The organism is Streptomyces sp. NPDC046985 (assembly GCF_040644415.1).
GTDB lineage: Bacteria > Actinomycetota > Actinomycetes > Streptomycetales > Streptomycetaceae > Streptomyces.
On the sequence record NZ_JBEYWK010000005.1, the window covers coordinates 100,179 to 120,196 of the forward strand.

Here is a 20,018-nt window from a genome sequence, read left to right on the forward strand (position 1 = left end):
GAGGGTCGGTGCCATGAAGGCCATCAGCTACAGCCGTTACGGCAGTCCCGAGGTCCTGGAGCACGGAGAGGTCCCCGACCCGAAGGTCGGCCCCGACTCGGTACTGATCAAGGTCCGAGCCGTCGCCGTCAACCCGGTCGACTGGAAGTGCCGCGAGGGATATCTGGACGGCATCCTGGAACCGGTCTTCCCGGTGATCCCGGGCTGGGACGTCTCCGGGGTGGTGGTGCGGCCGGGCCCGGCCGTCACCGAGTACGACGTCGGCGACGAGGTCATCGGCTACGTGCGCGAGGACTTCCTCTCCCGGGGGACGTTCGCCCAGTACGTCGCCGCCCCGCTGCGCACGCTGGCCCGCAAGCCGCGCAACCTCAGCTTCGAGGAAGCGGCCGGACTGCCGCTGGCCGGCCTCACCGCCTACCAGGTGCTGGTCAAGGCGCTCGGCGTCCGGCGCGGCGAGACGGTCCTCGTGCAGGCCGCCGCGGGCGGCGTCGGCACCTTCGCCGTCCAGATCGCCGCGCACCTCGGCGCCCGCGTCATCGGCGCCGCGAGCGAACGCAACCACGACTACGTGCGCGCACTCGGCGGCGAACCGGTCTCCTACGGCGACGGGCTCGCCGAACGGGTGCGCGCCCTGGCCCCCGACGGGGTGGACGCCGTGTTCGACATGATGGGCGGCGAGACGGCCAGGACCTGCGCGGACCTGCTCGCGCCGGAAGGCCGCCTGGCCTCCATCGCGGACCCCGGGGTCGTCGACTACGGCGGCCGGTACTGCTTCGTCACGCCCGACGCCGAGGATCTGACCCGGCTGTCCGAACTGGCCGAGCAGGGCGTGGTGTCCGTGCACGTGGAGCGCACGTTCCCGCTGGAGGAGACGGCTCAGGCGCACCAGCTCAGCCAGAAGGGACGCACCCGCGGCAAGATCGTGGTGACGGTGGACTGGGACGAGGAGGAATCGGCGGCGCGGTAGGGGCCGGAGGTCCGGCGGGGACTCGGATACGGCGGGACCCGGAGACGGCGGGGGCGCCGAGGCGCCGTGGGTGCGAAGGCCCCGAGATCCCCGAGGCGCGAAGGCCCCGAGGCCCCCGAGGCGCCGTGGGTGCCAAGACCCCAGGGGCCCCAAGGCCCCAAGGCCCCAAGGCCCCAAGATCCCCGAGGCCCCGAGGCCCCGAGGCCCCGAGGCCCCGAGGCCCCGAGGCCCCGAGGCCCCGAGATCCCCGAGGCGCGAAGGCCCCGAGGCCCCCACACCCCCGGGACTCAGGGGCCTGTGGGGCCCGAGACCTTTGGGACCCCAGGGCCCGAGACCCTTGAGGATCTGGAGGCCCCATGGATCCCGGGGCCCGTCGGGCCGAGCGGCGACGGACGGCTGTAGGCGGGACCGGTGCCGGTGGCCGGTGCCGGGCCGCGCCCGGTCACATGGCTCGCGTTCCGGCCCGGGGTGGCCGGTGCCGGTGCCGGGCCGCGCCCGGTCACATGGCTCGCGTTCCGGCCCGCCGTCGCGGCCGTCCGACCGCCCCGGCGGCCGGCGCGGTCATGGGCGCCCTGCGCCTTGACGCACGGTCCGGCGAGCACCCACCGCCTCCGCGGACGCGGTCGTGCGCGCGGTCGTATCGCCCAGACCCGGGCTACCCGATCAGGGCCGCCGCGCAGGCGGCCAATGCCACTGTGGACAGGGCCGCCGCCGCGGCCAGTCGCGGGGAGAGCGCCGGGGGAGCGGGCGTCTGGGCAAGGGCCCGAACGCGGAACTGGGCGACCAGCAGGAAGGCCGCCCACAGGGCGCCGCACAGGGCGCAGACCGCCCACTGGGACGGGGACGCGCCGCCGTACAGCGTCGCCCGTACGGCCAGCACGGCGGCCACCGTGCTGGACAGCGTGGTGCGTCGCCACGCCAGCCGCGTCCGCTCCGGCTGCAACCCGGGGTCCCGAGCCGTCCGCCCGTCGCCGCCCGCCGGGGCCCGCGCGCTCACCCCGCCCACCCGCCGACGACCACCACGACCATCGCCACGGCGACCACCCCGACGACCAGCCCCAGCACGGCCGGGAACTGCGACGCCGGCAGATCCTCGCCACGGCGCATCGCCCGCTCGCACCGCACCCAGTGGTCGACCGCGCGCAGCGCGCACAGCACGCCCACGACGAGCAGCGCGAGCGCGAGCCCCACCCGCCAGCTCCGGTGCAGATCCGGCAGGAACTGGTCCACCGCGAACCCGCCGCCGATCAGCGCGAGGGCGGTGCGCAGCCAGGCCAGGAAGGTGCGCTCGTTGGCCAGCGAGAAGCGGTAGTCCGGCGTGCGGCCCTCCCTCCTGACCGCCTCGGGGGCGAACCACAGACGGACATTGCGCACGAAGTCGATCACATCAGGGACCCTACCCACGCGCGGCGCCGGGCGGCGGCCGCCTCAGCCCGCCGGCCGGTGCGCCCTGAGCCGTTCGTAGGCCGCCAGGCCGTCCGGCACCCACTCCCAGTCGGCCAGCCGGCGCCGTACCTCCTCCTCGGGGAGGAAGGCGTGCCAGGCGACCTCCTCCGCCTGCGGCCGCACCGGCAGCTCGCAGCGCACCCGGTACACCGACGACCACCAGCTACGGCCGGCGCCGTCGTCGTAGAGGAACTTGAAGAGGTACTCCGGGCGGGGCAGCCCGCTCACCCCGAGTTCCTCCTCGGCCTCGCGCAGCGCCGCGTCGTCGTAGCTCTCGCCCGCGCCGACCACCCCGCCGACGAACATGTCGTGCAGCGAGGGGAAGACCAGTTTGGTCGCGGTGCGCCGGTGCACGAAGAGCCGGTTCTCGGCGTCCCGGGCCTGGACGAAGACGCAGCGGTGCCGCAGCCCCCGGTCGTACACCTCGCCGCGCGGGTACCGGCCGACGACCCGGTCGTGGGCGTCGACGACGTCGAGGATCTCGTCTTCAGCGCGCGTGCCGTCCATGCCGTCCATGCCGTCCATCCAAGCAGTCCGCGCCCACGGCCGGGGCGCCGACCGGCCGTCAGCCGGGCTGGAGGTCGCGTTCCTCGGCGGGGGCCGTCGTGCCGTAGGGCATGGCCGGGTGCAGGCCGAGCAGGACGATGCCCGCCACGATCGCCGCGAGCCCGGCCGCCTCCCAGGTCAGCGCGCCGACGTCGGTGCGCAGCCGGTCCCCGAGGAAGCCGACTCCGCAGGCGATCCCGGCCAGCGGCTCGGCTGCGGTCAGCGCGGGCAGGGACATGCGCAGCGGCGCCGTCTCGAAGGCGCTCTGCACCAGGATCAGGCCGGTGAAGCCGATGATCAGCAGCCCGTACGGCTGCCAGCCGGTGAGCAGTTCCAGCCAGCCGCCCTCGGTGAACCGCTGCCCGCTCACCCGGGTCAGCGCGTCCTGCACGCCGTACAGCAGCCCCGCGGCGACCGCGAGCAACACCGGACCCCAGCTCAGCCGGGAGCGCTTGGCGCAGGCGGTCAGCAGCAGGGCCGCGCCCACCATCGTCCCGATGATCAGCCAGTGCCGCAGCGGATCGGTGACGGCGGCGCCCGCGCGCGGCTGGCCGCCCAGGATGAACGCCGTCACGCCGCCCGCCAGTAGCGCGAGCCCCAGCCAGCCCTGCCGGCCCAGCGGCTGCCGGGTCTGCCGCCGGGACAGGGCCAGGGCGAACAGCAGGTTCGTCGCCAGCAGCGGTTCCACCAGCGAGATCTCGCCGCGGCTCAGGGCGACCGCGCCCAGCGCCATGCCCACCACCATCAGCCCGAGGCCCCCGAGCCAGCGGGGCACTCTCATGAGGTCCAGCAGCAGCCGGGGGGAGAGGAAGTCGCTGAGCGGGGCCCGTTGCGCGGCGTTCTGCTGGAGCACGAATCCGAGGCCCACGCAGCAGGCGGCGCTCACGGCGAGAGTCAGAACCAGAACCGACACGCTGCGTACCTCGATCATCCGGTCGGGCCACGGGGTGCGTAATGACCGACTGTAGCGTCCCGGCGCACCGCCCGCTGGCGGGGACGCCCGGACGCGGGCCCCGGGCCGGGCCGCGGCGCCCCGCGCGTCACGGGAGGGAACGGCCGCACCGCGCGGACGGGACGGCCGTCGCCACCGCGCCGTGCAGTACGCCATACGGGGCGAGGGACGGCCCGCGTCTCGGAGGACGACGGGCGGACCGGCGAGCAGGCGGGCGGTCCCTGGGGAGTCCACGTGAAGGGGCAGCCAGGGGGGCCTGGGGAACCGGGGAAGACGGAGAAAAGATGACGAACCGCGGACGGGCGCCCGTCAGCCCTGGTCTCGGGGTGGGCACGAGTGCTCGAATGGGGACCGTGAACCCCGAACCATCCGACGCGGATCCCGAGTCCCCCGAGGAGCAGGGCCGCCCCCTCGGGCGCCGGCTCTTCCTCGGCACCCTGGGCCTGGGCGCCCTCGGTCTGGCCGCCGCGCCCGTCCTGCAACGCGGCCTGGACGGCATCCTCGGGGCCGTCTCCGGCGCCGATCCCACCGGCCTGACCGGGCTGCTCCCCAACGGCGGCGGCTTCCGCTACTACTCGGTGACCGCCTCCGTACCGCACCGGAGCGCGGCCGACTACCGTCTGACCGTCGACGGCCTGGTCGACCGCCCGACGACCTACACGCTCGCCGACCTCCACGCGCTGCCCCAGAACCGCATGGTCCGCGACGTCCAGTGCGTCACCGGCTGGCGGGTGCCCCATACCCCGTTCGAGGGCGTGCGGCTGTCCCGGCTGCTGGACGCGGCCGGGGTCCGCGGGTCCGCGAAGGCGCTGCGCTTCACCTGCTTCGACGGCGCGTACACCGAGAGCCTCACCCTCGAACAGGCCCGGCGCCCCGACGTCATGGTGGCCCTGCGCATGCAGGACAAGGACATCGGCCACGACCACGGCGGCCCGGTCCGCCTCTACGTCGCCCCGATGTACTTCTACAAGTCCGCCAAATGGCTCTCCGGCATCACCGTCACCGACGAGGTGCGGCCCGGCTACTGGGAGGACCGGGGCTACGACGTCGACGCCTGGGTCGGCCGATCGAACGGACGCGGCGATGACCCCACGACCTGACGCCCAGGCCCCGGACGGCGAGGTCCGCCGCTTCACCCCGGGCGAACGGTGGGTGCACCGCGGCACCGCCGCGCTGATGGGCGTGTGCGTGGTCACCGCGGCCTGCCTCTACATCCCGCAGCTCGCCGTGCTCGTAGGCCGCCGTGACCTGGTCGTCCGCGTCCACGAGTACGCCGGCCTCGCGCTGCCCGCGCCGTTCCTGCTCGGCCTGGCGTCCCGGGCGTTCCGCGCCGACCTGCGCCTGCTGGACCGCTTCGGCCCGCACGACAAGCTGTGGCTGCGCGCCGCCCTGCGCCGCGACCGGCGGCGCGCCGTGCGGCCGGCGGGCAAGTTCAACGCCGGTCAGAAGGTCTGGGCCTCCTGGATCGCCGGGGCGGCGCTGGTCATGCTCGGCACGGGCCTGCTGATGTGGTTCACCCACCTGGCGCCGCTGAGGTGGCGCATCAGCGCCACCTTCGTCCACGACTGGCTCGCTCTGACCGTCGGGATCGTCCTGGCCGGCCATATCGGCATGGCCTACAACGACCCCGAGGCCCGCCGCGGCATGCGCACCGGCTTCGTCTCCCGCGTCTGGGCGGACAGCGAACACCCGCTGTGGCGCCCTCGGCCCGAGGCGCCGACACCCGCCGCCCGCCCGCACGCGGACGCGGCGGGCGGACCACGGGGCGACGACCAGACGTAACCAGACTTAACAAGACATAACCAGACGTAAGGGGAACTGCAGGATCAGGGACAGCGGCACTAGACGACCAGGGACAGCAGCAGGATCAGGGCGCCCGCCACCACCGAGATGATCGTCTCCATCAGCGACCACGTCTTGACGGTCTGTCCGACGCTCAGCCCGAAGTACTCCTTCACCAGCCAGAACCCGGCGTCGTTGACATGGCTGAAGAAGAGCGAGCCGGCCCCGACGGCCAGCACCAGCAGGGCGGTGTGCGCCGTCGACATGTCGGCGGCCAGCGGGGCGACGAGACCGGCCGCCGAGACGGTCGCCACGGTCGCCGAACCGGTCGCGAGCCGGATCACCACCGCGATCAGCCAGGCCAGCAGCAGCGCCGGTATGGACCAGTCCTTGGACACGTCCAGGACCATCTGGCCTACACCGCAGTCGATCAGCGTCTGCTTGAAGCCGCCGCCCGCGCCGACGATCAGCAGGATGCCCGCGATGGGCGCCAGGCCCTTCTCCGCGGTGGAGGTGATCCGCTCCCTGCTGAACCCGGCGGCCCGGCCCAGCGTGACCATGCCGACCAGCACCGCCGCGAGCAGCGCGATCAGCGGGGAGCCGACGACGTCGAAGACGCGCTGGACGAGGGCGGCCGGATCGTCGACGACGATGTCCACCAGCGCTTTGGCCAGCATCAGCGCCACCGGCAGCAGCACGGTGGCCAGCGTCGCGCCGAAGCCCGGACGGCGCTCCAGCTCGTCGGAGGCGCGCTGCGGGAGCATCCGGTCGGGGACCGGCACGTCCGCCCAGCGGGCCGCGACCTTCGAGAACAGCGGACCGGCGACGATCACCGTCGGGACGGCGACCACGATGCCCAGCGCCAGCGTCACGCCCAGGTTGGCCTTGACCGCGTCGATCGCCACCAGCGGTCCGGGGTGCGGCGGGATCAGCCCGTGCATCACGGACAGACCGGCCAGCGCCGGGACGCCGATGCGCATCAGCGAGTAGTTGCCGCGCCGGGCGACCATCAGCACCACCGGGATCAGCAGCACGATGCCGACCTCGAAGAACAGCGGCAGACCGACCAGGGAGGCGATCAGCACCATCGCCCACGGCATCGCCCGGCCACCGGCCTTGGCCAGGATCGTGTCGACGATCTGGTCGGCGCCCCCGGAGTCGGCGAGCAGCCGGCCCAGGATTGCGCCGAGGGCGATCAGCACGCCCACGCTCGCGACCGTCGTGCCCAGCCCGGTGGTGAAGCTGGCGATGGCCTTGTCCAGCGGCGCCCCGGCGACCGCGCCGAGCACCAGCGAGCCGATGGTCAGCGACAGGAAGGCGTGCAGTTTGAACTTCGTGATGAGCAGGACGATGACGGCGATGCCCGCCAGGACGGCGATGCCGAGCTGAGCGTGTCCGGCCGAGGTGATCGGCGGGGGCGCGTCCGCTGCCAGCATCTCGACGCTGAGTCTGGTCACGGGGGTTCCCTTGTGGGTAGGGAGAGACGACGGGAAGGGGGAGGAGAGATGCGCGAGGGCGCCGCAGCGGCCAACGGCTTTGACGCTGCGGCGTGTTACCGCGCGGTCGGCGCCGCCGGGGCGGCCCGCGGGGCGCCGTCGAGCCCGTCGAGCGCCGCCGCGGCTCGCGCGGCGATCTCCTCGGGCGAGCCGGAGACGTCCACCGCGACGCCGCGTTCGTCCTCTTCGAGCGGCTGAAGCGTCGCGAACTGGGAGTCCAGCAGCGCCGTCGGCATGAAGTGGCCCTGACGCCGCGTCATCCGGTCCTCGATGAGCCCGCGGTCGCCCGTCAGGTGCACGAAGACGATCCCGGGCGCCGCCGCCCGGAGCCGATCGCGGTACGACCGCTTCAGCGCCGAGCCGCTCACCACCCCGCCGAGCCCCGCGCGCCCGTGCGCCCAGCCGCCGATGGCGTCCAGCCACGGCCACCGGTCGTCGTCGTCGAGCGGAACGCCGGCCGACATCTTGGCGACGTTGGCCCGCGGGTGGAAGTCGTCGCCCTCGGCGTACGGGACGCCGAGCCGGCCCGCGAGCAGGGGACCGACCGTGGTCTTGCCCGTGCCGGCGACGCCCATCACCACGACGACCGGAGGGGTGCGCATCGCTGCCTCGCTGTCTTCGCTGTCGTCCTCGACTGCGACGCCGACCTCCGGCGTCCGCCACACTGAAACCCATTAGGTACGACGAATTCAATAGTCTGTGACATATAAGTCTGACTTTTTGACGTGTGATCCACCCCGTACGCTGAGTGCATGAGCACACCGGGCCGGGGGCTGCACGGCCGCGTCCTGGACGCCCTGGGCCCCGCGATCACCGCGGGCGAGTACTCGACGGGCAGCGTCCTGCGCACCGACGAGCTGGCGCAGAGCTTCGACGTGTCGCGCTCCGTGATGCGCGAGGCGGTCCGCGTGCTGGAGTCGATGCACCTGGTGGCCTCGCGCCGCCGGGTCGGCGTGACGGTCCTGCCCCCGGCGCAGTGGAACGTCTACGATCCCCAGGTCATCCGCTGGCGGCTGGCCGGCGCCGACCGCCCGCGCCAGCTCCGCTCGCTGACCGTGCTGCGCTCGGCCGTCGAACCCGCCGCCGCCGCGCTGGCCGCCCGGCACGCCACTCCCGCGCAGTGCGCCGAGCTGACCGAGTGCGCGCTCGGCATGGTGGCCAACTCGCGCGGCCACCGACTGGAGCAGTACCTCCTGCATGACGTGGCCTTCCACCGCGTGATCCTCAACGCCTCCGGCAACGAGATGTTCGCCCGCCTCGGGGACGTCGTCGCCGAGGTCCTGACCGGCCGCACCCAGCACCAGGTCATGTTCGAGGACCCCGACCCGGCCGCCGTCACCCTCCACGTCCAGGTCGCCGAGGCGGTCCGCCAGGGCGACGCCGAACGGGCCGAGCTGCTGACCCGCGAGATCACCGTCGGCGCGCTCCAGGAACTCGACGTCCTCGCGCCGTGACGGGGGCGCGCCCGCCGGGGCGCGAGGACGTACCGGGGAAGCGTCCGCTGCGGCGCGAGGCGTGTCGGGATAGCGCCCGCTGCGGCGCGAGGCGCGCCGGAAAGCGCACGTCACGGCGCGTGGACGTATCGGGAAAGCGCCGTCCTACTCCAGGAAGTCCCCGTCCACGTACGCCCACGCCCCGTCGACTCGTTCGAACCGGCTGCGCTCGTGCAGCGAGCCGCCCCGCCAGGACGCCCGGAAGGTCACCGTCCCCGCGCTGTGGAAGGCGGAGCCGCCCGACGCGCCCAGGATCTCCAGGCCCGTCCAGCGCGTCCCCGGGTCCAGGTCCAGCCGGCCCGGCCGGGTCCGCGGATGCCAGGTGCGCAGCAGGTATGCCGCGTCCCGCCGGACGAAGGCCGCGTACCGCGACCGCATCAGCGCCTCGGCGGTCGGCGCGGCGGCGCCGCGGTGACAGCGGCCGCAGCACGCCTCGTACGGCTCGGGCAGCCCGCAGGGACAGGACGGGGAAGGCGTGGTCATGTCCCGCATTCTGCCTGCCTGGGACCGGCCCCGAGCCCCCGCCCCGGCGCCCGCACGGCTCGCTCCCGCACGAGGCGGCGGCTCGCCTCCGTACGAGGCACAGTGGAAGGGGCAGACGACACGGGTGCCCGCACCCGAGCAGAGGAGAGACGGAGATGACGCGACCCGTCGACGGCCGGCCTCCCGCCGTCAAGGAATGGCGGCTGAACCTATATCTGTCCGAGCGCGACCCGGACACCACCGCACGGATCATCCTGGACACCGGCGACAACGTCCTGGAGACCTGCGCGGAGGCCCGCCGCAACCCCTACGACGCGGCGGCGCCCGAGATCGGCGACGAGCTCGCCGCCGGACGCGCTCTGGTCGCACTGGGCCGCGACCTGCTGCGGGCCGCCGCGGGCGGCATCGAGGAGATGGGCGCCCCAGAGGCCGTGCCGCCCGCTCCGCTGTGGACGCCCGCGGAGTGAGGGAGCGGCACGGTGCTCTTCGCGGACCGTGAGGAAGCGGGCCGACGGCTCGGGGCCCGCTTGGCGCACCTCGCCGGAGAGGACGTCGTCGTTCTCGGTCTGCCCCGCGGCGGACTGCCCGTCGCCGCGGGCGTGGCGGCGGCGCTCGGCGCGCCGCTCGATCTGTGCCTGGTACGCAAACTCGGGGTGCCCGCGCAGCCGGAGCTGGGCATGGGGGCCATCGGAGAGGACGGCGTGCGCGTCGTCGACGAGGGCGTCCTCAGGCAGTCGGGCGTGACCGCGGACGTGCTGGCGCGCGTCGAGGAACGCGAGCGCAGGGAGCTGCGCAGGCGGGCACGGCGCTACCGGAGCGGCCGTCCGCCGGTCGGCGTCGCGGGCCGCACGGTCGTCCTGGTCGACGACGGGGTGGCCACCGGCTCGACGGCGCGCGCCGCCTGCCGCACGGTCCGGGCCAGGGGCGCCGCGCGGACCGTCCTCGCGGTGCCCGTCGCACCGCCGGACTGGACGCGCCGCCTCGCGGGCGAGGCAGACGAACTGATCGCCCTGGCCACTCCCGCCGGATTCCTCGCGGTCGGCCAGTTCTACGCCGACTTCGCCCAACTCGACGACGAGGACGCGGTCGCCTTCCTGCGGCCCACGCCCATCGGCGCCGACGAGGACCGGGGCGCCCGCGATGACCGGGGTGCGAGCGAGGACCACGGCGCCCGCGACGACTACGGCGCCCGCGCCGAGCAGAGTGCAAGCGCCGACCACGACGCTAGCGAAGACCACGGGGCCCGCGCCGACCACGGTGTCCACGCTGACCACGGGGCACGCGCTGAACACGGGGTCCGCCGCCCTGACCACGGGGCACGCGTCGAGCACGGAACCCGCGCCGAGCACGGGGCCCGCGTCGAGCACGGAACCCGCGCCGAGCACGGGGCCCGCGTCGAGCGCGGCCGCTCGTACGCTCGCGGTGCGGAGGATCGCGAGGCGGAGGTCGCGGTCGGCGCCCTGCGACTCGGCGGACGGCTGTCCGTGCCCGAGAACGCGTCCGGCGTCGTGCTCTTCGCCCACGGCAGCGGCAGCGGGCGCCACAGCCCGCGCAACCAGTTCGTCGCCGCCGGCCTGCACCGCGCCGGGCTCGCCACCCTGCTGTTCGACCTGCTCACCGAGGAGGAGGCGGCGGACCGGGACAACGTGTTCGACACCGCGCTGCTGGCCGCCCGGCTCACCGCCGCCACCCGCTGGCTGCGCGGCCAGCGCGCCGCCGAAGGGCTGCCCGTCGGCTACTTCGGCGCCAGCACCGGCGCCGCGGCCGCCCTGCGAGCGGCCGCCGAACCGCACGCCGACATCGCCGCCGTCGTCTCCCGCGGCGGCCGCCCGGACCTCGCCGAAGCCGCCCTGACCGCCGTGACGGCCCCCACCCTGCTCATCGTCGGCGGCGCCGACGGCACGGTCCTGGACCTCAACCGCCGCGCCCAGTCCAGACTGACCTGCGAAAGCCGCCTGGCGGTCGTCCCGGGCGCCACCCACCTCTTCGAGGAACCCGGCGCACTGGAAACGGTGACCGCCCTGGCCCGTGACTGGTTCACCGACCACATGGCAGCGGCGCACGTGTGACGCCCCAGCCCGAGCATCAGCCCATGAGTCCCATGAGTCCGCTGACGACGTTTCCAAGGCGTTCCAGACGACGCCTGGGCGCGCGGTGACGGCAAGCGGCCCGACGCGCAGCCGCTCCGGTTCACCGCCAAGACGGAAGCTCGCCGCCTCCGGTGCTGGCCGACTCGGCCTGTCAGCCCTGGTCTGACCTGGGGATTGTCGGGACCGTTAGGCACGTCGCAGCCGGATGAACAGAAAGACCCCAGGTCGACTGGGGTCTTAGCTGGTGTCCGAGGGGGGACTTGAACCCCCACGCCCGATAAAGGGCACTAGCACCTCAAGCTAGCGCGTCTGCCATTCCGCCACCCGGACAGGGTGTGTGTCGTGCGAGGTCTCTCACGCGGCGACGGAGGAAACATTACCAGGCTTTCCGGACTGGCCGATCACGGCCGCCTTGGGGCGGAACGGGGGCAGGGGAGAGGATGAGGGGACCACCGGCACACGGGTGGACCACCAGCGCACAGCGGGAGGAAGCAGCGTGAGCGAGACGGACACGACCAGGGGCGTCACCGGCGAGGACGAGGTCGTGGACCTCTGCCGCGACCTGATCCGGATCGACACCAGCAACTACGGCGACCACTCGGGACCGGGCGAGCGCAAGGCGGCCGAGTACGTCGCCGAGAAGCTCGCCGAGGTGGGGCTGGAGCCGCAGATCTTCGAGTCGCACCCGGGGCGCGCCTCGACCGTGGCCCGGATCGCGGGCGAGGACCCGTCCCGGCCCGCCCTGCTGATCCACGGCCACACCGACGTCGTACCGGCCCAGGCCGACGACTGGACCCACCACCCCTTCTCCGGCGAGATCGCGGACGGCTGCGTGTGGGGCCGCGGCGCGGTCGACATGAAGGACATGGACGCGATGACGCTGGCGGTCGTCCGCGACCGGCTGCGCAGCGGGCGCAGGCCGCCGCGGGACATCGTGCTGGCCTTTCTCGCCGACGAGGAGGCGGGCGGCACGTACGGCGCCCGTCACCTCGTCGACCGCCACCCCGAGCTGTTCGAGGGCGTCACCGAGGCGATCAGCGAGGTCGGCGGCTTCTCCTTCACGGTCAGCGAGGAGCGGCGGCTCTACCTGATCCAGACGGCCGAGAAGGGCATGCACTGGATGAAGCTGACCGTGGCCGGCACCGCCGGGCACGGTTCGATGATCCACCGGGACAACGCCATCACCGAGCTGTCGGAGGCCGTCGCCCGGCTCGGACGGCACACCTTCCCGGTGCGGGTGACCGCGACCACCCGGGCCTTCCTCGACGAACTCGGCGACGCGCTCGGCACGAAGCTCGACCCCGAGGACATGCAGGGGACGCTCGCCAAGCTCGGCGGCATCGCCAAGCTCATCGGCGCGACCCTGAGCAACACCGCCAACCCCACCCAGTTGGGCGCCGGCTACAAGGTCAACGTCATCCCGGGCGAGGCCACGGCGCACGTGGACGGCCGCTTCCTGCCCGGGTTCGAGGAGGAGTTCCTCGCCGACCTCGACCGCCTCCTCGGGCCGCACGTGAAGCGCGAGGACGTGCACGCCGACAAGGCCGTCGAGACGTCCTTCGACGGGGAGCTGGTGGCGGCGATGCAGTCCGCCCTGGTGGCCGAGGACCCGGCCGCCAAGGCGATCCCCTACATGCTCTCCGGCGGCACCGACGCCAAGTCCTTCGACGACCTCGGCATCCGCGGCTTCGGCTTCGCGCCGCTGAAGCTGCCCCCGGAGCTGGACTTCGCGGGCATGTTCCACGGCGTGGACGAGCGGGTGCCGGTGGACGGGCTCCGATTCGGCGTCCGCGTGCTCGACCGGTTCATCGACGCCTCCTGAACGCGCCCGCCGGGCAGACCGCCCAGCAGTGGACGCCGGAATTCGAGCGGGCGTGCGGACATAACCGGGACGAGTGAATGTGACGATCAGCTCGTAGCCCCATTACTCCCTCCTCGTTACAGGTGATGCGATCGGCACCATGAGATCGCGTTGTCATCTAGGAGGAATAATGATCAAGAAGGTCGTCGCCACCGCTGTCGCCACCGGTGGGCTCGTCCTCGCGGGCGCGGGCCTGGCCGCCGCCGACTCCGGTGCTCAGGGCGCTGCGGTGCAGTCCCCGGGCGTCGCGTCCGGCAACGTCGTCCAGGTCCCCGTGCACGTGCCGGTGAACGTCTGCGGCAACACCATCTCGGTGATCGGTCTGCTGAACCCCGCCTTCGGCAATAGCTGCGTCAACGGCTGACGCCGCGCACCGCGCCCCGTAAGGGGCCGACTCCATCGACTCCGTGGGGGGTCTGAGCCCGTCAGCCCCCGGAGCGCGCGTCACGCGCTCCGGGCCGACGGGGTTCGCGCGCGGCGCGACGGCGTGATGTCCGCCCTTATTTCGCGCGCGCGGTCCAGAAGGTTCGTAAATGTCGAAGGCAGGAAGTCAGCGATATGCGAGAACTCACCCGCAAGGGCCTGTTGACCATGGCGGCCGCCACCGGCGTGCTCGCCGCGGCGGGCGGCGCCGCCCACGCCGACGCGGGAGCGGCCGGGACGGCGTCCGGTTCGCCGGGCGTGCTGTCCGGCAACACAGTGCAGGTGCCGGTGCACGTCCCGGTGAACGTCTGCGGCAACACCGTCAACGTCGTCGGGCTGCTCAACCCGGCGGTGGGGAACCGGTGCGCCAATCAGGGCGGCGGCTCGGGCGGCGGCTCGCACGCCGTCGGACGCACCAGCGGTTCGCCCGGCGTCGGCTCGGGCAACACGGTGCAGGCGCCGGTGGACGTGCCGGTGAACGTGTGCGGCAACAGCGTCAACGTCGTGGGGCTGCTCAACCCGGCGGTGGGCAACACGTGCAGCAACACGGGCGGCACCCCCGGGACCCCGGGCACCCCTGGGACCCCGGGCACCCCTGGGACCCCGGGCACGCCCGGGACTCCGGGCACGCCCGGGACCCCGGGCACTCCGGGCACCCCCGGGATTCCGGGCACGCCTGGGACGCCGGGCACCCCCGGTACCCCCGGCACTCCGGGCACCCCTGGGACGCCGGGCACTCCTGGTACTCCCGGGACTCCGGGCACCCCTGGGACTCCGGGCACTCCCGGTACCCCTGGGACTCCGGGCACGCCTGGGACTCCGGGCACGCCTGGGACTCCGGGCACCCCTGGGACTCCGGGAACCCCCGGGACCCACGGCCATCCCGGAACGCCCACCACGCCGGCCGCCACCGGCGGCAAGACGCCCGCCGCTGTGGTGCAGGCCAGCCAGCCGCAGACGCAGAACGTGACCGCGCCCGGCAGCGGGTCGCAGCTCGCCCACACCGGCAGCGACGTGCCGCTGGGCCTCGCCCTCCCGGTGGGCGCGGGCGCGCTGCTGGCGGGCGCCGTGCTGTTCCGCAAGGCGCGCGCCTCGGTCTAGTGCTGTGACCGGAGAGGTTCACCGGCGCGCGACGCCCACAGCGTGAGCGGCGACGTGCGCATGACACAGCGGGCCCCGCACGTGCGGGGCCCGCTGGGTTCGATCCGTCCGCCTCAGCTCACCACGTGGCGCGCACCTGGCGGATGATCCGCCGGCGCAAACGCACTCTGCGGCTGCCATCGCGCATCAGGCTGAGGCGGTGCAACTCCCAGTGTCCGTACTCGGCGTGGTCCGTCAGCAAGCGCGTCGTCTCCTTGCGGGACACCCCGCGCGGTACGAACACGTCGACAAATTCGTATTCCGGCATCGCATCTATTGTGCGGGCTGGGCCCCGGTACGGATAGCGTCTGCACTATGTCTGATGCTGCGCAGCCCACCGCTGCCGAGGTACGCGCCGCCGCCGAGGCGGTCAAGACCGCGCTCGACCGCCATCTGGCCGCGGTCGAACGCAGGTCGGGGGAGGAGGACCCGGCCGTCTACGAGGCGTTCAACCAGTTGGCCGCGGCCGCAGAAACGTACGACGAGCTGCTTTACGACCGTTACGACGAGGTCACTCCCTTCGAGATCCCCGGCGACGACTCGCTGCCGCCCTACACGGGCCCCGAGGAGCCCCACGCGATCAGCGTGCTGATCCGCCGCGACTACGCCGTGGCCGAGCCGCAGCGCCTGCTGGCGCAGGCCCGCCGGGTGGAGGCCGCGGACGCCGAGGCCGGTGCGGGCCTCGGCGAGGGCGTCTCCGGGACGATGCACGGGGCGCTCGGCGTCCTGTTCGGCGAGTTCGAACCGGACGAGATCGCCTCCCGGCACAAGGAGTTCGGGCTGGAGGAGGGCGACTCCACGCTCTGGGTCACGGCCTCGGAAGAGCCGGCGGACCCCGGCGAGTGGCTCGAGTCGCCCTTCGACCACGTCGACCCGGAGGCGGTGGTCTGCCGCTTCGACGTCAGCGCCGTCTTCGACGAGGAAGACGATGAGGACGGCGAGGACGATGAGGACGGCCGCGATCACGGTGATCACGGCGATCACGGCGCGGCGGACAGCGACCTCGACGAGGACGACGACGCGGAGCCCCTGAACGTCAGGGACCGGTAGCGAAGCCGGGTCCGCAGCGCGGGCGAGTCCACAACTCGGGCCGGTTCACAGCGAGGGCGGTGGAGCGGAGGCGGCAGACGACCGCCTCCGCTCCACTGCCCTCCCACGTCCGGGAAACACATGGCGGCGACGGGCGCCCTCGCGCTGCCCCGGCAGCGCAGGACCGCCCAGGTCGTCCGGCCCCTCCCTTTCGCCAGGCACCGCCGCGTTCGTCAGCCACCGCCCCGGGCCGCCGGATGCCGCCCCGACCGCCGGGTGCCGCCGCGTTCGTCAGGCACCGCCCTGGCCGCTGAGTGCCGCCCCGCCTGTCAGGCACCGCCCTGGCCGTCAGGCACCGCCGCGTTCGTCAGCCACCGCCCCGGGCCGCCGGATGCCGCCCCGGCCGCCGGGTGTCGCCGCGTTCGTCAGGCACCGCCCCGGCCGCTGAGTGCCGCCCCGCCCGTCAGGCACCGCCCTGGCCGCCGCCGAGTGCCGCCCGGCCGCCAGACACCGTCTCGGCCGCCCCCTGCCGCCGACCGCCTGGCACAGGGCGGCGGCAGCCCCGTGCCGGTTCAGTCGTGTGCCGCCGTCTGGTCCCGGGTGTCCCGGGCCTGCGTGGTGAGCAGGGCCGGGAGGCGGGTCGTACGGGGTCGGGCGGACACCTCGGCCACCGCGCGCGGCAGCGCTTGCTCCACGCCCTGCACCACGGACAGATGACGGCTCGCCCGGCCGAACGCCGTGTAGACCCACGGCCGGCTCAGCGCCTGCGCGGCGTCACCGGGAAGCACCACGACCGCGGCGGGCCACCGGCCGCCCACCGCCTGGTGCGCGGTCAGCGCCCAGCCGTGCCGCACGCACGCCTCCACCCGCTCCCGGGGAACGACCACGGGAACGCCCGCGCACGACAGGTGCAGCCCGTCGGCGTCGGCCTTCACCACTTCACTGGGCAGTGCGCGCCCCGCAGTGGGGGAGTAGACGACCCGGTCGCCCGGGTCGAAGCCGCCGAACCGCCCGGGGCCGGGATTGAGGCGTTCCTTCAATGCCGTGTTGAGCGCGCGCGTGCCCGCCGCACCGCCGTGTCCCGGGGTGATCACCACGGTCTGGTCGGCCGGGACGCCGATCGCCCGGGGCACGGAGTCGGCGACGAGCTGCACGGTCCGGTGCACCGCGTCCCCGGCGTCCCGCACCGGGACGATCACGACCTCCTTGCCCGGCGCCTCCACCTGGTTCAGCTCACCGATCCCGATGCCGGAGACCAACTCGCCGAGCGGGCCCGGGTCCGGGACCCGGGAGGCGACGTGCGGACAGACCCGAGCCGCCAGCAGGTCCGCGAAGACCCGCCCGGGGCCCACGGACCACAGCACACCGGGATCTCCGGTCAGCACCAGACGCGCCCCGTCCGCCAGCGCCTCCACGAGCAGGGCCGCCGTCTCCACGTCCAGTTGGGGAGCGTCGAGCACGATGAGCAGGTCTGCCTCCAACGCACCGTCGGCGTCCCGGCCCGGCCCCTCGGCGCCGGACAGCAGCCCGGCGACCGTGGCGACGGGAGGCGCCGCCGCGGCGGCATCCGGGGAGGCCGGCTCACGGGAGGCGTCAGACTCCCGCCGCGACAGCAGCTCGGCGAAGCCGTCCCGGCCGAGGGTGGAGTGCGCGGCGGCCCAGGCGCGCAGCCCGAGCCCGCGCGCCTCGTGCAGCAGCCGCGCCGGGTCGACGCGGGACGCCTCGCCGCCCGTGTGCAGCACCAGGCCGTGAGCGGCGACCGCGCGGATCAGCTCGGCCGCCGAACCCCGGGCGGAGGCGGCGGCACGCTCCCATGCCTCGGCCGGACCGCCCTGCTCGGGCGCGGAGTTGATCAGGCGGCCGAGCCCGTCGGCCAGGCTCTCCTCGGCGAGCGCGTACCGCTCCAGGCCGACGAGGAGCCGCACCGGGCGCTGCGCGTCCGCCTCGTCGCCGTCCGCTCCCGCCGCGTCGTCCTGCGTGTCCGCGCCGGGCTCGTCGCGCCCACGGTGTTCGGCGCCGCCGCGGGCTGCGGGGGCGCCGCCTCCGGGCGCCTCCAAGGCGTCCTGGAACACCAGGGCGTCGCCCTCTGCCAGTGCGCCTTGGAGCGCCGCGTCGGGGTCGGGCACCCCTCGCTGCTCCAGCGCGGCGGTGAGGGCCGGGGCGTCCAGCGCCGTATGACCGGCCAAGGCGGCCTGCTCCAGCAGCCAGACGGTGAAGGCCCGGCCGCGCCGCTCGTCGTCAGGGCCGCACTCCGCGCCGAGCAGGGCGCGCGCGAAGCCGTCGGCCTGCTCCGGCCGGACGCCGGGGACGTGCAGCAACTGCCAGGGGTCGGACCGCAGCCGCTCCTCCGCGCCCTCGCCGAGCGCCGCCGCGGCCGGGAACGCCAGCGCCTCCGGAGCGCCGCCCTCGCCCAGCACCCGGCCCACGGCCTGGACGGTCTGCGGCGCGGGACCGGCGGGTGCGGCGGCGGCCTCGGCGGACACGGGACCGGGTCGGCGCGCGGGCTCGGGCGCGGGCCTGCGCCGGGCGGGCTCTTCCTCGGCCGCGGCGAAGGCGCTGGCCGCAGGCTTCGCGCCGCCCTCCACGGCCCGCACCGCCGCGAGCAGATCGGCCGCCGTGCCGCTGAGCTTGCCCCCGGCCTCGATCGGGCCCTTCTTCTCCGCCTTCCGCCGGTCGATCCGCTCCCGCTCCAGCCGCTGCGCGGCCAACTCGGCCTCCGCCTCGGACCGCTTACCCGAGGCATCGTCCCCCTCGGCGGCGGGCTCCCCGGCTGCTGCTTCTCCGTCAGCGGCAGGCTCTCCGGCATCCGCCTCTCCGCCGGCGGCGGGCTCTCCGGCTTCCGCCTCCCCACCACCGGCCGAACGACCGCTCCCCGTCACCGCTCCCGACTTGTCCTCGTCTGCATCCTCATCCCCGGCCGACGAGTGCTCCGCCGGGTCGGCGCCCCGCGCCGGTTCTTTAACTTCCGCAGACGCGCCACCGTCCCCAGACCTGCCACCGTCCCTAGGCATACCGCCCTCCCCAGATGCGCCGCCCCCCGCGGACGTGCCGCCCCCCGCGGACGTGCCACCCTCCGCGGGCGAGGCGCCCCCCGCCGCTGCTGCCGCTGCCGCCGCAGCGCCCTCCGCGCGGCCCCCGCCCTCTCCCGACGTCGTGTCCTCCGCCCGGATGTCCGGGGCCCCCGGCTCCGCGTTCTCCGTGGTGTCCGGCTCCGTGCTCACAGCGTGCTCCAGTCGTGATCGGGATAGCGGTGCACGGGCGCCGACACGTCGTCGAGAGCCCGGCAGATCTCGTCAGGAAGACTAAGCGCCTCCACTGACAACGCCGCCGCGAGCTGCGGCGCGGTGCGCGCGCCGACGATCGGGGCGGTCACGCCGGGCCGGTCCCGGACCCACGCGAGGGCGACCTGGAGCGGGGTGACCGCCAGGCCGTCCGCCGCCGTCGTCACGGCGTCGACGATGCGGCCGGCGGTGTCGTCGAGGTACGGCTCGACGAACGGCGCCAGATGCTCCGACGCGCCCCGCGAGTCCGGCGGCGTGGCGCCCCGGTACTTGCCGGTCAGCACACCCCGGCCGAGCGGCGAGGAGGGCAGCATGCCGACGCCCAGGTCGAGCGCGGCCGGAAGCACCTCGCGCTCCACTCCCCGTTGCAGCAGCGAGTACTCCATCTGGGTGCTCGCCAGCCGGGTCCGCAGGCCCGGGGCCGCCAACTGCCAGGTCGCGGCCTTGGCGAGCTGCCAGCCGCAGAAATTGGAGACCCCGGCGTAGCGCGCCCGGCCGCTGTTCACGGCCAGGTCGAGGGCCTGAAGAGTCTCCTCCAGGGGGGTCGAGTGGTCGTAGGCGTGCACGTGCCACACGTCGACGTGGTCCGTGCCGAGCCGGTCGAGCGAGGCGTCCAGGGCCGCCAGCAGATGGCCGCGGGACCCGTCGAACCGCCGGTCCGGGTCGGGAACGCTGCCCGCCTTGGTCGAGATCACCAGGTCGCGCCGGGGCACCAGGCCCTCCATCAGGCGTCCGAGCAGGTACTCGGCCTCGCCGTCGCCGTACACGTCGGCCGTGTCGACGAGGGTGCCGCCCGCCTCCCAGAACGCCTTCAGCATGTCCGCGGCGTCGTGCTCGTCGACGTCCCGGCCCCAGGTGAGGGTGCCGAGGCCGATGCGGGACACGCGCAGGCCCGTGCGGCCGAGATGCCTCTGCTCCATGAACGCCGAGATTACTGGCCAGGGATGGCTCGTGGGCGACCTGTGGATAACCCCGCCGAGGCCCACCGATCCCCGTTCACCACCGTCGGACCCCCGGCCGCCGGCCTCG

The 20,018-nt window shown here is 74.3% G+C and carries 20 protein-coding genes and 1 tRNA gene; 10 read left to right on the plus strand and 11 right to left on the minus strand.

Annotated features, from left to right (window positions below; all coding sequences use genetic code 11):
- The first annotated feature begins 13 nt into the window (after nt 1-13).
- Nucleotides 14-967 carry an NADP-dependent oxidoreductase gene (locus ABZ861_RS08155; protein WP_361625598.1) on the plus strand — a complete coding sequence of 318 codons (954 nt, stop codon included), beginning with the start codon at nt 14-16 and terminating at the stop codon, nt 965-967.
- Between the two features lie 655 nt (nt 968-1,622).
- Here the strand turns inward: ABZ861_RS08155 and ABZ861_RS08160 are convergent.
- From ABZ861_RS08160 to ABZ861_RS08175, 4 genes are read right to left on the minus strand one after another with little or no spacing between them, the layout of a single operon-like run.
- Entirely contained in the window at nt 1,623-1,964 is a 342-nt protein-coding gene (locus ABZ861_RS08160; protein ID WP_361625601.1) for a DUF202 domain-containing protein, read from the minus strand.
- On the minus strand, nt 1,961-2,353 hold the full coding sequence (locus ABZ861_RS08165) for a DUF202 domain-containing protein (protein ID WP_361625604.1): 393 nt from the start codon (nt 2,351-2,353) through the stop codon (nt 1,961-1,963). The genes ABZ861_RS08160 and ABZ861_RS08165 overlap by 4 nt, the downstream gene beginning before the upstream one ends.
- A gap of 42 nt (nt 2,354-2,395) precedes the next feature.
- Nucleotides 2,396-2,938: an NUDIX domain-containing protein gene (locus ABZ861_RS08170; RefSeq protein WP_361625607.1), complete on the minus strand. Its 543-nt coding sequence runs from the start codon at nt 2,936-2,938 to the stop codon at nt 2,396-2,398.
- 40 nt (nt 2,939-2,978) lie between these two features.
- On the minus strand, nt 2,979-3,872 hold the full coding sequence (locus ABZ861_RS08175; RefSeq protein ID WP_361625611.1) for a DMT family transporter: 894 nt from the start codon (nt 3,870-3,872) through the stop codon (nt 2,979-2,981).
- A 383-nt stretch (nt 3,873-4,255) separates the two neighbouring features.
- On the opposite strand from ABZ861_RS08175, the gene ABZ861_RS08180 reads away from it, so the two are divergent.
- Complete coding sequence (locus tag ABZ861_RS08180) at nt 4,256-5,011, plus strand: molybdopterin-dependent oxidoreductase (RefSeq protein WP_361625614.1); 756 nt, start codon at nt 4,256-4,258, stop codon at nt 5,009-5,011.
- Complete coding sequence (locus tag ABZ861_RS08185) at nt 4,995-5,693, plus strand: cytochrome b/b6 domain-containing protein (RefSeq protein WP_361625617.1); 699 nt, start codon at nt 4,995-4,997, stop codon at nt 5,691-5,693. Before ABZ861_RS08180 ends, ABZ861_RS08185 begins: the two co-directional genes overlap by 17 nt.
- 59 nt (nt 5,694-5,752) lie before the next feature.
- Here ABZ861_RS08185 and ABZ861_RS08190 read toward each other — a convergent pair whose 3' ends face one another.
- Nucleotides 5,753-7,150 carry a gluconate:H+ symporter gene (locus ABZ861_RS08190; RefSeq protein WP_361625620.1) on the minus strand — a complete coding sequence of 466 codons (1,398 nt, stop codon included), beginning with the start codon at nt 7,148-7,150 and terminating at the stop codon, nt 5,753-5,755.
- Nucleotides 7,151-7,245: 95 nt separating this feature from the next.
- On the minus strand, nt 7,246-7,791 hold the full coding sequence (locus ABZ861_RS08195; RefSeq protein WP_361625623.1) for a gluconokinase: 546 nt from the start codon (nt 7,789-7,791) through the stop codon (nt 7,246-7,248).
- 150 nt (nt 7,792-7,941) lie between these two features.
- Here ABZ861_RS08195 and ABZ861_RS08200 point away from each other — a divergent pair, with 150 nt between their 5' ends.
- Nucleotides 7,942-8,643, plus strand: a complete 702-nt coding sequence (locus ABZ861_RS08200; protein ID WP_361625626.1) for an FCD domain-containing protein — start codon at nt 7,942-7,944, stop codon at nt 8,641-8,643.
- A gap of 144 nt (nt 8,644-8,787) precedes the next feature.
- Here ABZ861_RS08200 and ABZ861_RS08205 read toward each other — a convergent pair whose 3' ends face one another.
- Complete coding sequence (locus ABZ861_RS08205) at nt 8,788-9,165, minus strand: YchJ family metal-binding protein (RefSeq protein WP_361625629.1); 378 nt, start codon at nt 9,163-9,165, stop codon at nt 8,788-8,790.
- Between the two features lie 155 nt (nt 9,166-9,320).
- Between ABZ861_RS08205 and ABZ861_RS08210 the strand changes: the two genes are divergently transcribed.
- Together ABZ861_RS08210 and ABZ861_RS08215 are read left to right on the plus strand one after the other, a co-directional pair.
- Nucleotides 9,321-9,632: a dsRBD fold-containing protein gene (locus tag ABZ861_RS08210; RefSeq protein WP_361625632.1), complete on the plus strand. Its 312-nt coding sequence runs from the start codon at nt 9,321-9,323 to the stop codon at nt 9,630-9,632.
- Nucleotides 9,633-9,644: 12 nt separating this feature from the next.
- A complete protein-coding gene (locus tag ABZ861_RS08215) occupies nt 9,645-11,234 on the plus strand; it encodes a phosphoribosyltransferase family protein (protein ID WP_361625635.1) in 1,590 nt (529 codons plus the stop codon).
- 263 nt (nt 11,235-11,497) lie between these two features.
- Here the strand turns inward: ABZ861_RS08215 and ABZ861_RS08220 are convergent.
- Nucleotides 11,498-11,585, minus strand: a tRNA-Leu gene (locus tag ABZ861_RS08220).
- 166 nt (nt 11,586-11,751) lie between these two features.
- Here ABZ861_RS08220 and ABZ861_RS08225 point away from each other — a divergent pair.
- The 3 genes from ABZ861_RS08225 to ABZ861_RS08235 all read left to right on the plus strand — a co-directional run bounded on the left by ABZ861_RS08225 (nt 11,752) and on the right by ABZ861_RS08235 (nt 14,640).
- Entirely contained in the window at nt 11,752-13,077 is a 1,326-nt protein-coding gene (locus ABZ861_RS08225) for a M20/M25/M40 family metallo-hydrolase (RefSeq protein WP_361625638.1), read from the plus strand.
- Between the two features lie 169 nt (nt 13,078-13,246).
- Nucleotides 13,247-13,480: a chaplin ChpH gene (gene chpH, locus ABZ861_RS08230; protein WP_361625641.1), complete on the plus strand. Its 234-nt coding sequence runs from the start codon at nt 13,247-13,249 to the stop codon at nt 13,478-13,480.
- Nucleotides 13,481-13,674: 194 nt separating this feature from the next.
- Complete coding sequence (locus tag ABZ861_RS08235) at nt 13,675-14,640, plus strand: chaplin (RefSeq protein ID WP_361625644.1); 966 nt, start codon at nt 13,675-13,677, stop codon at nt 14,638-14,640.
- A 118-nt stretch (nt 14,641-14,758) separates the two neighbouring features.
- On the opposite strand, the gene ABZ861_RS08240 is transcribed toward ABZ861_RS08235, so the two are convergent.
- Nucleotides 14,759-14,947 (minus strand): DUF5703 family protein, encoded by a 189-nt coding sequence (locus ABZ861_RS08240; protein WP_361625647.1) that lies wholly within the window; start codon nt 14,945-14,947, stop codon nt 14,759-14,761.
- A 47-nt stretch (nt 14,948-14,994) separates the two neighbouring features.
- On the opposite strand from ABZ861_RS08240, the gene ABZ861_RS08245 reads away from it, so the two are divergent.
- The gene (locus ABZ861_RS08245) at nt 14,995-15,729 is read left to right on the plus strand and encodes a hypothetical protein (protein ID WP_361625650.1); all 735 of its coding nucleotides are present in this window, start codon (nt 14,995-14,997) and stop codon (nt 15,727-15,729) included.
- 551 nt (nt 15,730-16,280) lie between these two features.
- Here the strand turns inward: ABZ861_RS08245 and ABZ861_RS08250 are convergent.
- A complete protein-coding gene (locus ABZ861_RS08250) occupies nt 16,281-18,929 on the minus strand; it encodes a helix-hairpin-helix domain-containing protein (RefSeq protein WP_361625653.1) in 2,649 nt (882 codons plus the stop codon).
- Nucleotides 18,926-19,909, minus strand: coding sequence for an aldo/keto reductase (locus ABZ861_RS08255; protein ID WP_361625656.1), 984 nt, complete (start codon nt 19,907-19,909; stop codon nt 18,926-18,928). The genes ABZ861_RS08250 and ABZ861_RS08255 overlap by 4 nt, the downstream gene beginning before the upstream one ends.
- Nucleotides 19,910-20,018 lie beyond the last annotated feature (109 nt).

Bases quoted from the DNA above. Each gene is read 5' to 3' on its own strand.
- ABZ861_RS08170 (WP_361625607.1), bottom strand. From the start codon at position 2,938: ATGGACGGCATGGACGGCATGGACGGCACGCGCGCTGAAGACGAGATC.
- ABZ861_RS08180 (WP_361625614.1), top strand. From the start codon at position 4,256: ATGGGGACCGTGAACCCCGAACCATCCGACGCGGATCCCGAGTCCCCC.
- ABZ861_RS08245 (WP_361625650.1), top strand. From the start codon at position 14,995: ATGTCTGATGCTGCGCAGCCCACCGCTGCCGAGGTACGCGCCGCCGCC.
- ABZ861_RS08155 (WP_361625598.1), top strand. From the start codon at position 14: ATGAAGGCCATCAGCTACAGCCGTTACGGCAGTCCCGAGGTCCTGGAG.
- ABZ861_RS08185 (WP_361625617.1), top strand. From the start codon at position 4,995: ATGACCCCACGACCTGACGCCCAGGCCCCGGACGGCGAGGTCCGCCGC.
- ABZ861_RS08195 (WP_361625623.1), bottom strand. From the start codon at position 7,791: ATGCGCACCCCTCCGGTCGTCGTGGTGATGGGCGTCGCCGGCACGGGC.
- ABZ861_RS08240 (WP_361625647.1), bottom strand. From the start codon at position 14,947: ATGCCGGAATACGAATTTGTCGACGTGTTCGTACCGCGCGGGGTGTCC.
- ABZ861_RS08210 (WP_361625632.1), top strand. From the start codon at position 9,321: ATGACGCGACCCGTCGACGGCCGGCCTCCCGCCGTCAAGGAATGGCGG.
- ABZ861_RS08200 (WP_361625626.1), top strand. From the start codon at position 7,942: ATGAGCACACCGGGCCGGGGGCTGCACGGCCGCGTCCTGGACGCCCTG.
- chpH (WP_361625641.1), top strand. From the start codon at position 13,247: ATGATCAAGAAGGTCGTCGCCACCGCTGTCGCCACCGGTGGGCTCGTC.
- ABZ861_RS08235 (WP_361625644.1), top strand. From the start codon at position 13,675: ATGCGAGAACTCACCCGCAAGGGCCTGTTGACCATGGCGGCCGCCACC.
- ABZ861_RS08205 (WP_361625629.1), bottom strand. From the start codon at position 9,165: ATGACCACGCCTTCCCCGTCCTGTCCCTGCGGGCTGCCCGAGCCGTAC.
- ABZ861_RS08255 (WP_361625656.1), bottom strand. From the start codon at position 19,909: ATGGAGCAGAGGCATCTCGGCCGCACGGGCCTGCGCGTGTCCCGCATC.